This is a genomic window from Pseudomonas sp. R15(2017), assembly GCF_002112685.1.
GTDB lineage: Bacteria > Pseudomonadota > Gammaproteobacteria > Pseudomonadales > Pseudomonadaceae > Aquipseudomonas > Aquipseudomonas glycinae.
The window spans coordinates 232,250-246,422 of record NZ_NEII01000007.1 but is presented as its reverse complement, the minus strand read 5'-3'; the positions used below and the strand labels follow the sequence as shown (position 1 = coordinate 246,422).

The following is a 14,173-nucleotide window of genomic DNA, read 5'->3' as shown; positions in this document are numbered from 1 at the left end:
GGTGCTGCTGGCGTCGTTCCAGGCCTTGCTGCACCGCTACAGCGGCCAGTCGCAGATCCGCGTCGGCGTGCCGACCGCCAACCGCAACCGGGTGGAAACCGAGGGGCTGATCGGCTTCTTCGTCAACACCCAGGTGCTGAGCGCGGACGTTCACGGGCAACTGCCGTTCAATCGATTGCTGGCCCAGGTCAAACAATCGGCGATGGCGGCCCAGGCCCATCAGGACCTGCCGTTCGAGCAACTGATCGAGGCCCTGCAACCGGAACGCAGCCTGAGCCACAGCCCGGTGTTCCAGGTGATGTACAACCACCAGGCGGTCAACGACCAGACCCAGCGTCAGAGCCAGGTGCAGCTGCCGCAACTGAGTGTCGAGGATATCGTCTGGGAAGGCCGCACCGCGCAGTTCGACCTGACCCTCGGCACCTACGAATCCAGTGAAGGCGTGGCGGCGGAACTGACTTACGCCACCGACCTGTTCAAGCCTGAAACCATCGAGCGTCTGGCGCGCCACTGGCTGAACCTGCTGCACGGCATCGTCGCCGCGCCGAATCAGCGTGTCGGCGAACTGCCGCTGCTGGAAACCACCGAACATCAAGTGCTGTTGCAGGACTGGAAGCGCGTGGTCACTCACGCCGCGCCGGCACCGTGCGTGCAGCAACGCATTGCGTTGCAGGCCGGGCAAACGCCTGACGCCACCGCGCTGATCATCGGCCAAGACCAGTTGTCCTTCGGTCAGTTGGACGCCCGCGCCAACCAGCTCGCGCACAAGCTGATCGAGCTGGGCGTCGGCCCGGATCGACTGGTCGGCATCGCGGTCGAGCGCAGCGTCGAAATGATCGTCGGCCTGCTGGCGATCCTCAAGGCCGGCGGCGCTTATGTGCCGCTGGATCCGGCGTACCCGGAGGATCGTCTGGCCTACATGATCGAGGACAGCGGCATCGAATTGCTGCTGACCCAGTCGCACTTGCAGACGCTGCTGCCGATCCCGGCCGGCCTTGCCACGGTGCTGCTGGATCAGCCGCAGGACTGGCTGGCGGAGTACCCGGTCACCGCGCCTGACGTGGCGCTGAACGGCGAGCATCTGGCCTATACCATTTACACCTCCGGCTCCACCGGCAAGCCTAAAGGCGTGATGGTGCGCCACGCAGCCCTGAGCAACTTCGTTGCGAGCATGGTCGAGCAACCGGGCATCGCGGCGGCGGATCGCATGCTGTCGCTGACCACCTTCTCATTCGACATTTTCGGCCTGGAAATCTACGGCCCGCTGCTGGCCGGCGCCGCCGTGGTGCTGACCGGCAAGGACGTGCATCAGGATCCGCAAGCGGTGCTCGAACTGATCGACCGCCACGGCGTGACCATGCTGCAAGCCACGCCTTCGACCTGGCGCATGCTGCTGGACAACGAACACGCCGGGATTCTCGACGGCCGCACTTTCCTGTGTGGCGGTGAAGCGCTGCCCCAGGAACTGGCACAACGCATGCTGGCGCGCTCGCCGAAGGTCTGGAACCTCTATGGCCCGACCGAAACCACGATCTGGTCGGCGCTGCATCCGCTGAGCGTGGACAACAGCCGTCCGTTCCTCGGCAAGCCGATCGACAACACCGCGCTGTACATTCTCGGCAGTGATCTGGAACTCAATCCGCTCGGCGCGCCGGGCGAGCTGCTGATCGGTGGCGATGGCCTGGCGCGGGGTTACTTCCAGCGTCCTGCGCTGACCGCCGAACGCTTTGTGCCGGATCCGTTCTCAAGCACCGGCGAGCGTCTGTATCGCACCGGTGACCTGACCCGTTACCGCGCCGAAGGCGTGATCGAATACATCGGGCGGATTGACCATCAGGTGAAAATCCGTGGTTTCCGGATCGAGCTGGGCGAAATCGAAGCGCGCCTGCTGGCGCTCGACAGCGTGCGCGAAACCGTGGTCGTCGCCCAGGACGGCCCGACCGGCCCGCAACTGGTGGGCTACGTGGTGCCGGCGTCCGGCGAGGTGCTGGATGCCGATGGCGAAGCCGCGTTGCGCGCTGCGCTCAAGGCCAGCCTCAAGGCTGAATTGCCGGAGTACATGGTGCCGGCGCACTTGCTGTTCCTTGCGCAACTGCCGCTGACCCCCAACGGCAAAGTCGACCGCAAGGCTTTGCCGGCGCCCGACGCCAGCCAGTTGCAATCGACCTACATCGCGCCGCAGACCGCCACCCAGCACACCGTCGCCGACATCTGGCAAACCGTGTTGAAACTGGAGCAGGTGGGGCTGGGCGACAACTTCTTCGAGCTCGGCGGCCATTCGCTGCTGGTGACCCAAGTCGTTTCGCGCGTGCGTCAGGCGCTCAACGTGCAAGTGCCGCTGCGCACCTTGTTCGAACACAGCACGCTGGTGGATTTCGTCGCCGCCCTTGGGGTCGAGCAGGCACATCAAGAGCCGCCGATTGTCGCGTTGCCGCGCCTGCAACCGCTGACGCTGTCCTACGCTCAGGAACGTCAGTGGTTCCTCTGGCAACTGGAGCCGACCAGCACCGCTTACCACGTGCCGGCCGCACTGCGCCTGCGCGGTGAACTGGACCTGCCGGCGTTGCAGCGCAGCTTCGATGCGCTGATCGCCCGCCACGAATCCCTGCGTACCTGCTTTGTCGAGGAGCAGGGCCAGACCCTGCAAGTGATCCAGGCCCAGGCATCGCTGGACATCGCCGTCGAAACCATCGATCGCGAGCTGAACGATTCCGCGCTGCAAGCCTTGGTCGCTGCCGAAACCCTGCACCTGTTCGACTTGCAGAAAGGCCCGCTGCTGCGGGTCAAGTTGCTGCGTCTGGCGGCCGATGACCACGCGCTGATCATCACCTTGCACCACATCGTGTCCGATGGCTGGTCGATGGGCATCATGGTCAACGAGCTGGTGGCGTTGTATGCCGCCCACAGCGAAGGCAAGACCGCGCAGCTGCCGGCATTGCCGGTGCAGTACGCCGACTACGCCGTGTGGCAGCGCCAGTGGATGGATGCCGGTGAACGCGAGCGCCAACTGAGTTACTGGACTGCGCAACTGGGCGATGGCGACCAGCCGTTGCTGGAGCTGCCGACCGACCGTCCGCGTCCGCCGGAGCAAAGCTATCGGGGCGCGCGTCAGGACATCCCGCTGAGCGCCGAACTGGCCACCGGCCTCAAGCAGGTCGCGCAACGCGAAAACGTCACCCTGTTCGCGCTGCTGCTGGCCTCGTTCCAGACCCTGCTGCACCGCTACAGCGGCCAGGCCGACATTCGCGTCGGCGTGCCGGTGGCCAACCGCAACCGGGTCGAGACCGAAGGCCTGATCGGTTTCTTCGTCAACACGCAAGTGCTGAAGGCCGAGTTCGACAGCCAGCAGAGCTTCCGCAGCCTGTTGCAGCAAGTGAAGAACACCGTGCTCGGCGCCCAGGCCCACCAGGACCTGCCGTTCGAGCAACTGGTCGATGCGCTGCAACCGGAACGCAGCCTGAGCCACAGTCCGCTGTTCCAGGTGCTGCACAACCACCAGAGTCAGGCCCGTCAGGCCGAAGGCGCAACGCGTCTGTCGAAGATCGAGATCGAAGGCCTGAGCTGGGTGTCGCACACCGCGCAGTTCGACCTGACCCTCGACACCTTCGAATCGGCGGACAACGTGTGGGCCGAACTGACCTACGCCACCGACCTGTTCGATGCGGTGACCATGGAACGTCTGGCACAGCACTGGACGAATCTGCTGCACGGGATCGTCGCCGATTGCACCCAGCGCATCGCCGAGCTGCCGCTGCATGATGCGGCCGAGCGTCAGGCCACGCTGTTGCAATGGAACCCGGCCGTGGCCGATTTTCCGAGCCAGGCGTGCCTGCATCAACTGATCGAAGCGCAGGCCGCGCGGGCGCCGCACGCGGTGGCCGTGACTTACGGCGAAAAGGCCCTGAGCTACGGCGAGCTCAACAGCCGCGCCAACCAGTTGGCCCACAAGTTGATTGCCAGCGGTGTCGGGCCGGACGTACGCGTCGGTCTGGCGGTGGAGCGCAGCCTGGAAATGCTCGTCGGGCTGCTGGCGATTCTCAAGGCCGGCGGTGCCTATGTGCCGCTTGATCCGACGTATCCGGAAGATCGTCTGGCCTACATGATCGGCGACAGCGGCATCGCTCTGCTGTTGACCCAGAGTCATCTGCTCGGCCGTCTGCCGGTGCCGGACTCGGTGCGCAGCGTGATGCTCGATCAGGAACGCGACGGCCTCGAAGGCTACAGCGACAGCAACCCGCAGGTCTCCATGAGCCCGGACAACCTGGCTTACGTGATTTACACCTCCGGTTCTACCGGTCAGCCGAAAGGCACCTTGCTCGCCCATCACAACGTGCTGCGCCTGTTCAAGGCCACCGATGCCTGGTTCGATTTCGGCCCGCAGGATGTCTGGAGCCTGTTCCATTCCTACGCGTTCGACTTCTCGGTCTGGGAAATCTTCGGTGCGCTGCTGTACGGCGGCAAACTGGTGGTCGTGCCTTACGAGACCAGCCGTTCGCCGGACGATTTCTACGCTTTGCTGTGCCGTGAAGGGATCACCGTCCTCAACCAGACGCCGTCGGCGTTCAAGCAACTGATGCAAGTGGCGTGCGCCCCGGAACACGCGGCGGCGCAACCGTCCCTGCGTTATGTGGTGTTCGGCGGCGAGGCGCTGGAGGTCAAGAGCCTGCGCCCATGGTTCGAGCACTTCGGCGATCAGGCCCCGCAACTGATCAACATGTACGGCATCACCGAAACCACGGTTCACGTGACGTATCGGCCGATCTCGCTGGCGGACCTGCAACGCGACGCCAGCAGCCCGATCGGCGAGCCGATCCCGGACCTGTCCTGGTACTTGCTCGACGGCGACCTGAACCCGGTGGCCAAGGGTTGCATCGGCGAGCTGTACGTCGGCCGTGCCGGTCTGGCCCGGGGGTATCTGAACCGTCCGGACCTGACCACGCTGCGCTTCATTCCCGATCCGTTTGCCGCCGATGGCGGGCGTCTGTACCGCACCGGTGACCTGGCGCGCTATCGCGCCGACGGCGTGATCGAATACATCGGCCGGATCGACCATCAGGTGAAGATTCGCGGCTTCCGCATCGAACTCGGCGAGATCGAAGCGCAGTTGCTCGAACAGTCCGCCGTGCGTCAGGCCGTGGTGCTGGCGCAGCCGGGCCTCAGTGGTCAGCAACTGGTGGCGTACCTGGTGCCGAGCGAGGCTGCATTGCTCGACGCCGACGCTGCCGAACAGGGCCAGTGGCGTGACAGCGTGCGGGCCGCGCTCAAGGAAAACCTGCCGGATCACATGATCCCGGCGCACCTGTTGTTGCTCGAACAATTGCCGTTGACCGCCAATGGCAAACTCAACCGCAGTGCCTTGCCGTCCCCGGATGCGAGTCAGGCGCAGCAGGCTTATCAGGCACCGCAAAGCGAGTTGGAGCAGCGTCTGGCCGAGATCTGGCAGGACGTGCTGAAGCTGCCGCAAGTGGGTCTGAACGACAACTTCTTCGAGCTGGGCGGCGATTCGATCATCTCGATTCAAGTGGTCAGCCGCGCCCGTCAGGCCGGCATCCGTCTGAACCCCAAAGACCTGTTCCAGCACCAGACCGTGCAGCGTCTGGCGCTGGTCGCGCAGCTCGGCGACAGCGAGTCGACCATCGATCAGCAACCGGTCACCGGCCCGGCGTTGCTGCTGCCGATCCAGCAGCAGTTCTTCGAGGACGAAATCCCCGAGCGTCACCACTGGAACCAGTCGGTGCTGCTCAAGCCACGTCAGCCGCTGGCGGCCGAAAAGATCGAGCAAGCGTTGCGCGCGCTGGTCATCCATCACGATGCCTTGCGCCTGAGCTTCAGCCAGCAAGGCAGTGTCTGGCAGGCCGAACACCTGGCGGTCGAAGCCTTGCCGCAAGATCTGCTCTGGCAGGAAGCCATTGCCGACATCGCCGATCTTGAAGCGTTGGGCAACCGCGCCCAGCGCAGCCTCGACCTGCAGAACGGCCCGCTGCTGCGGGCGGTGCTGGCGAATCTGGCCGATGGCAGCCAACGCCTGTTGCTGGTGATCCATCACCTGGCGGTGGACGGCGTGTCGTGGCGGATTCTGCTGGAGGACCTGCAAACCGCGTATCAGCAAGCCATCAACGGTCAGGCCCTGAGCCTGCCGGCCAAGACCAGCGCCTTCAAGGACTGGAGCGAACACTTGCAGCGCTACGCCAACAGCCCGGCATTGCAGGAAGAACTGGCGTACTGGCAGGCCTGCCTGAGCGACGTCAGCACCGACTTGCCGTGCAAGCGTGTCGACGCCGGCCAGCAGAACCGTCTGGCGCAGACCGTACAGACTCGCCTCAGCGCGGAACTGACCCGGCAGTTGTTGCAAGAAGCCCCGGCGGCCTATCGCACCCAGGTCAACGACCTGCTGCTGACCGCGCTGGCCCGAGTGATCGGGCGCTGGAGCGGGCAGCCGTCGACCCTGATTCAACTGGAAGGTCACGGTCGCGAAGAGCTGTTCAACGACGTCGATCTGACCCGTACCGTGGGCTGGTTCACCAGCCTGTTCCCGGTGCGTCTGACCCCGGCCGAAGGCGCGGGCGATTCGATCAAGCGGATCAAGGAACAACTGCGCTCGATCCCGAACAAGGGCATCGGTTTCGGCGCGTTGCGTCACCTCGGTGATGCCGGCGCGCAAAGCAGTCTGAAGGCGTTGCCGACCCCGCGCATTACCTTCAACTACCTCGGCCAGTTCGACGGCAGCTTCGAGGCCGATGATGGCGCACTGTTCGCGCCGGCCCCGGACAACGCTGGTCTGGAACAAAGCCCGGACGCGCCGCTGGGCAACTGGCTGACCCTCAACGGTCAGGTGTATGGCGGTGAGTTGAGCGTCGGCTGGACCTTCAGCGAAGAGCGTTTCGACAGCGCCACCATTGAGGCGCTGGCCCGCGACTACGCCGATGAACTGGCCGCGCTGATCGCTCACTGCCTGACCCCGGGCGTGGAGGGCCTGACCCCGTCGGACTTCCCGTTGGCGGGTCTGACCCAGGCACAACTCGACAGCTTGCCGCTGCCGGCGCCGCAGCTTGCCGACATCTATCCGCTGTCGGCGATGCAGCAGGGCATGCTGTTCCACAGTCTGTACGAGCAGGCGAGCGGCGACTACATCAACCAGGTTCGCCTGGATGTCGAAGGCCTCGACCCGCAGCGCTTCCAGCAAGCCTGGCAGGCGGCGGTGGATAACCACGACATCCTGCGCACCAGTTTCGTCTGGCAAGGCCAGGTGGCGCGTCCGGTGCAAGTGGTGCACAAGCAGCTGGAGATGCCGTTCAGCGTGCTCGACTGGCGTGACCGCAGCGCCGATCCGGCAGCGCTGGATCGATTGGCAGCCAACGAACAGGCACAGGGTTTCGACCTGAGCCACGGCCCGCTGCTGCGCATGGTCGTGGTGCGTCTGGACGATCAGCGTTGCCACCTGATCTACACCAATCACCACATCCTGATGGACGGCTGGAGCAATTCGCAGTTGCTCGGCGAAGTCCTCCAGCGTTATGCCGGAGAAACCCTGCCAGCGCTGACCGGGCGTTATCGCGACTACATCGAATGGCTGCAACGCCAGGACGCCAAGGTCAGTGAGCATTACTGGACCGCGCAACTGGCCAGCCTGCAAGAGCCGACCCGTCTGGCCCAGGCCATTCAGGCCCAGCGCAGCGACGAGTTGCGTGAAGGTCATGGCGAGCGCTACGTGTTCATCGACGCCGAACAGACCCGACGCCTGGGCGAGTTTGCCCGTCAGCAGAAAGTCACGCTCAATACCTTGATTCAGGCCGCTTGGTTGCTGCTGTTGCAGCGCCTGACCGGTCAGGAAAGTGTAGCCTTCGGTGCCACCGTGGCCGGTCGTCCGACCGAGCTCAAAGGCGTCGAGCAGCAGATCGGCCTGTTCATCAACACCTTGCCGGTGATCGCCAGCCCGCGTTCGGAATACAGCGTCGGCCAGTGGTTGCAGAGCGTGCAGGCGCAGAACATCGGCCTGCGCGAACACGAACACACGCCGCTGTTCGACATCCAGCGCTGGGCCGGGCAGAGCGGTGAAGCGCTGTTCGACAACATTCTGGTGTTCGAGAACTATCCCGTGTCCCAGGCCCTGGAAGAGGGCGCGCCGCAGGAACTGCGCTTTGGCGAGGTCAATAACCACGAGCAGACCAACTACCCGCTGACCCTGGCGGTGAACGTCAGCGATGAACTGTCGCTGCACTACAGCTACCAGCGCGGGCAGTTCACCGATTCGGTGATCGTGCAATTGAGCGCGCAGCTGCAAAACCTGTTGCAGCAAATGGTGCAGTCGGGCGATGCCATGCTCGGCGCGCTGGACTTGCTCGACAGCGTCGACCGTCGCTTGATGGTCGAGCAGTGGAACGCCACCGGCATCGACTATCCGCTGGAGCAGGGCGTGCACACGCTGATCGAAACCCAGGCCCTGCGCACGCCGGACGCGCCGGCTCTGGTGTTCGCCGGCCAGACCCTGAGCTACGCGCAACTCAATACCCGCGCCAACCAGTTGGCCCATGGCTTGATCGCCCGTGGGGTCAGCCCGGATGTGCTGGTGGGGATTGCGGTCGAACGCAGCCTGGAAATGGTCATCGGCCTGCTGGCGATCCTCAAGGCCGGTGGCGCCTACGTGCCGCTGGATCCGGAATACCCGCGTGATCGCCTGAGCTACATGATCGCCGACAGCGGCATCGACCAGTTGCTGACCCAGCCGCACCTGCTGGCCAGCCTGCCGATTCCCGACGGCGTACAGACCCTGTGCCTGGAACCGTCCGGTGCGGACTTCGCCGAGTGGCCGACACACAATCCGCAGGTCGAATACGACGCCAGCAACCTGGCGTACGTGATCTACACCTCCGGTTCCACCGGCATGCCGAAAGGCGCGGGCAACGCTCATCGCGCCCTGACCAACCGCCTGATGTGGATGCAGCAGGCCTATGGTCTGGACGCCAGCGACACGGTGCTGCAGAAAACCCCGTTCAGCTTCGACGTGTCGGTGTGGGAGTTCTTCTGGCCGCTGATGACCGGCGCCCGACTGGTCGTCGCGGCACCGGGCGACCACCGCGATCCGGCGAAACTGATCGCGCTGATCAATGCCGAGCGCGTCACCACGTTGCACTTCGTGCCGTCGATGCTGCAGGCCTTCCTGCAGGATGCCAACGTGTCGAGCTGCACCGGTCTGAAGCGCATCGTCTGCAGTGGTGAAGCGCTGCCGGTGGATGCGCAGGTGCAGGTCTTCGCCAAACTGCCGCAGGCCGGTCTGTTCAACCTGTACGGCCCGACCGAAGCCGCGATCGACGTGACCCACTGGACCTGCCGCGACGAAGGTCGCGATGGCGTGCCGATCGGTCAGCCGATTGCCAACCTGTCGACCTTCATTCTCGACAGTGGTCTCAATCCGCTGCCGGTGGGTGTAGCCGGTGAGTTGTATCTCGGCGGAATCGGTCTGGCCCGTGGTTATCACCGTCGTCCAGGGCTGAGCGCCGAGCGCTTTGTCGCCAATCCGTTCGCGGCCGGCGAGCGGATGTACCGCACCGGTGACCTGGCGCGCTATCGCGCCGACGGCGTGATCGAGTACGTCGGGCGCATCGACCATCAGGTCAAACTGCGCGGTCTGCGGATCGAGCTGGGCGAAATCGAAGCACGGTTGATGGAACACCCTGCCGTGCGGGAAGCGGTGGTGGTTGCCCGTGACGTACTGGGCAGTCAGCAACTGGTGGCGTATCTGGTGCCGAGCGATCCGGCGACTGTCGACGCCAGCGATGCCGCGCGCAACGCACTGCACGACAGCCTGTCGAGCTGGCTGGGCGCGAGCCTGCCGGATTACATGGTGCCGGCGCACCGGATGTGGCTGGCGCAGATGCCGCTGAGCCCCAACGGCAAGCTCGACCGCAAGCGTCTGCCGGCGCTGGCGTTCTCGGCTGCGCAGCAACACGTCGAACCGGCCAATGCCGTCGAGCAGACGCTGGTGGAGATCTGGAAAGACGTGCTGGGCCTTGAGCGGATCAGCACCACCGACAGTTTCTTCGCGTTGGGCGGCGATTCGATCGTCTCGATTCAGGTGGTCAGCCGCGCCCGTCAACAAGGCATCGAACTGAGCCCGAAAGACCTGTTCCAGCAGCCGACCATCCAGCAACTGGCCGTGCGTGCCCAGGCGAGCGAAGGCACTCAGGCACCGGTGGCCGTTTTGGTCGACATGCCGTTGCACGGTCTGAGCGAGGCGCAGATTGCCGGGCTGCCATTGCCCGAGGGGCAACTGGACGGGTTGTACCGCTTGTCGCCGATGCAGCAGGGCATGCTGTTCCTCGGTTTGAACTCGCCGGAAGCCGACCTCTACATCAACCAGGTGAGTATTCCGGTGCAGGGCCTGGAGCCGTCGCGCTTCCAGGCGGCGTGGGAAGCGGTGAGCCGTCGTCACGACATTCTGCGCACCGGTTTCCTCTGGCAGGACATGGCCGAGCCGCTGCAATTCGTGCTCGCCGATCCGCAACTGCCGGTGAGCGTGCTCGACTGGCGCGATCAGGATCATTCCGAAGAAGCCTTGCAGGCGCTGGCCGCCAGCGAACGGGCCAAGGGTTTCGACCTCGACCGTCCGCCGCTGCAACGCCTGACCCTGGTGCAGGTGGGCGAGGGCAGCTATCAACTGATCTGGACCTATCACCACATCCTGATCGACGGCTGGAGCAGTTCGCAGTTGATCGGCGAAGTGCTGAGCCAGTATTCCGGCCAGCCGCTCGCCGAAGCGGTGCCGTACCGTCGCTACATCAACTGGCTGCAACAGCAGGATGCCAACGCCAGTGAAGGTTTCTGGCGTGAACACCTGAGCCTGCTCGACGAGCCGACTTATCTCGCTGACGCGGTTGCCCGCATCGGCGAAGGTCGCGGTCACGAAGCGCTGTACAGCCGTCTGGGCGAAACCCGCACCGAACAGCTCAAAGCCTTCGCCCAGTCCCAGCAGATCACCCTCAACACGCTGGTGCAGGGCGCGTGGCTGATGCTGCTGAGCCGTTACAGCGGCCAGCGCTGCGTGGCGTTCGGTGCCACGGTGGCGGGGCGTCCGGCGAGTCTGCCGGCGTCGGAGTCGATCCTCGGTCTGTTCATCAATACTTTGCCGGTGATCAAGGATGTACCGGCCGAACAGGCGGTCGGCCACTGGCTGCGCGACTTGCAGGACTTCAACCTGGAAATGCGCGAGCGCGAATACACGCCGCTGTCCGATGTTCAGCGTTGGGCCGGGCGTACCGGACAGTCGCTGTTCGACAGCATCATCGTGTTCGAAAACCACCCGATCGATCAGGCGCTGCGGCAGTGGCGCGACGACTCGCTCAAGTTCGGCGAGAGCGCCAGCGCCGGCCTGACCAACTTCCCGATGGACCTGATGGTTACGCTCGAAGAAGGGCTGGTGATCGAGTACATGTTCCTGCGCGAGCACTTCGACCGGGCGACCGTCGAAGGCATCCGCAGCAATATGGAAGGGCTGCTGGTTGCGCTTACGCAAGACGCATCGCAACCGCTGGGCCGCATCGGCCTGCCGACTGCGCAGGTCGCGGATTCGACGATGGTTGCCGGACAGCCCCCAGCGCTGGCGGTGCATCAGCGCATCGGTCAGTGGGCCGTGCAGCGCAGCGAGCAGACTGCCGTGGTCTTCAACGATCAGGCATTCAGCTACGGCCAGATCGAGGCACGGGCCAATCGTCTGGCCCATGCACTGATCGCCGAAGGTGTCGGCCCGGAAGTGCGGGTCGGCGTGGCGCTGCCGCGCAGCGAAAACATGATCGTCGCGCTGCTGGCGGTGCTCAAGGCTGGCGGTGCCTATGTGCCGCTGGACGCGACCTATCCTCGCGAGCGTTTGAGTTATCTGATGCGTGATTCCGGGATTGCGTTGCTGCTCAGCGATTCGAGCCTGCGTCAGGTGATGCCAGCCCAGGACAACCTGCATGTGCTGGAACTGGATCAACTGGACCTCAGCGCCTGGCCGGATACTGCGCCGCAGGTTTCGGTCGAACCGGGCAACCTCGCGTACGTGATCTACACCTCCGGTTCCACCGGGTTGCCCAAAGGCGTCGGTGTGGCTCACGGGCCGCTGGCGATGCACTGCGAGGCGATCGGTCAGCGTTATGAAATGAGCGAAGCCGATTGCGAATTGCACTTCATGTCGTTCGCGTTCGACGGCGCCCATGAACGCTGGCTGACCACCCTGACCCATGGCGCACGCCTGCTGATCCGTGACGACAGTCTGTGGACCGCCGAGCAGACCTGCAACGCCATGCATCAACACGGCGTGACCGTGGCGGCGTTCCCGCCGGTGTACCTGCAGCAACTGGCCGAACACGCCGAGCAACACGGCAACCCACCGCCGGTGCGGATCTACTGCTTCGGCGGCGATGCGGTGCCGGTGGCGAGTTTCGAGCTGGCCAAGCGTGCGCTGAAACCGCAGTACATCATCAACGGCTACGGCCCGACCGAAACCGTGGTCACGCCGCTGATCTGGAAGGCCGGCGCCGAGGATGTCTGCGGCGCTGCCTACGCGCCGATCGGCAGTGTGGTCGGTGAGCGCTGTGGTTACGTGCTCGACAGCGATCTCAACCGTCTGCCGGTCGGGATTGCCGGCGAGTTGTACCTCGGTGGCGCGCTGGCCCGTGGTTATCTGGGGCGCGCCGGCGGCACCGCCGAGCGCTTCGTGGCCAACCCGTTCAGCACCGATGGCAGCCGTCTGTATCGCACTGGCGACCTGGTACGCCAGCGCGCCGATGGCACGGTCGACTACCTCGGCCGAATCGACCATCAGGTGAAGATCCGCGGTTTCCGTATCGAACTGGGTGAGGTCGAAGCACGCCTCAAGCAGCAACCGGGTGTGCGCGATGCAGCCGTGGTCGCTCGGGATGGCGTCAGCGGCAAACAGCTGCTCGGCTATGTGCTGGCCGGTGCCGATACGTCGGTGGACGGTCTGTGCGAACGCTTGCGCGAACAGCTCAAGGCCGGCCTGCCGGACTACATGGTGCCTGCGCACTTGATGTTGCTTGAGCGCATGCCGCTGACGCCGAACGGCAAACTCGATCGCAAGGCCCTGCCGGATCCGGACGCCGGACAGCGTCAGGATTACGTGGCGCCGCGTACCGAGCTGGAAAAATCTCTGGCGAAGATCTGGCAGGAGGTGCTGAAGATCGAACGCGTCGGCCTGACCGACAACTTCTTTGAACTGGGCGGCGACTCGATCCTCAGCCTGCAGGTGGTCGCTCGCAGTCGTGTGCTCAAGTCCCAGGGCCTGAGCCTGAAACTGCGCGATCTGATGCAGAAACCGAGCATCGCCGAACTGGTGGCCAGTGTTCAGGGCACGGCCGAGAAAGCCTCCGGACTGTTGGCGATGAACGCCGAGGTCAAGGGGCGGGAACCGTTGTTTTGCATCCATGCCGGTTTCGGCACGGTGTTCGATTACGAGCCATTGGCCCGTCGTCTGAGCGGTCAGCGCCAGGTGCTGGCGATCCAGTCGCGGATGTTGCTCGATCCGGCCTTCAGCGACACGTCGCTGGAAAGCATGGCGAGTGATTACGTGGCGCAGATCCGCGAGAAACAACCGCAGGGGCCGTATCACCTGTTGGGTTGGTCGCTCGGCGGTACGCTGGCGATGCTGATGGCGGCGCAGCTTGAGCGGGAAGGGCAGCCCGTGCAGTTCGTCGGCCTGGTGGACAGCTTCGTGGCCTCGGCGGCGATCAATGCCGGCGCTGTGGATGACTGGCGAGCCGACCTGCGCGATTTTCTGCGGGTCACGCTGCCGGATGCCACAAACGTGACCATCGACGGCGAGGAAACGGCACAGCACCTGCGTGCAGTGTTCAACGCAGCGATGGGCGTCGGAGGTGGGGCTTCGACCTACGTCGCGCTGGGGGCCGATGAACTGGCCCATGTGTTCAGCGTGGCGCGCCGGCTTAAACAGCTGTCGCTGCAACTCGACCGCTGTCCGCCGCTGGCGGTGCAGCCGGTCTGCTGGTGGACGCTCGGTCGCGAAGAGGAGGCGGCTGAACTGGCGACGCAACTCGAACAGCCGGGCATGGGCGGCGAATGGCTCGATTGCGGGCACTTCCAGATCCCGCGGGATGAAACTTTCCTGTCCGAGGCTGAAGAAATGCTCGGCGAGATCGTTGAATCAGTAGCCATGTCCTGA

The 14,173-nt window shown here is 64.6% G+C and carries 1 protein-coding gene (only partly in view); it reads left to right on the top strand.

The window, feature by feature from the left end; all coding sequences use genetic code 11:
• Positions 1-14,173: the 3' portion of a non-ribosomal peptide synthetase gene (locus tag CAF77_RS16340; protein WP_085655220.1), read on the top strand. It extends 887 nt beyond the left edge of the window; the window shows 14,173 of its 15,060 coding nt (coding positions 888-15,060); its start codon lies off the left edge, out of view; it ends in the stop codon at positions 14,171-14,173.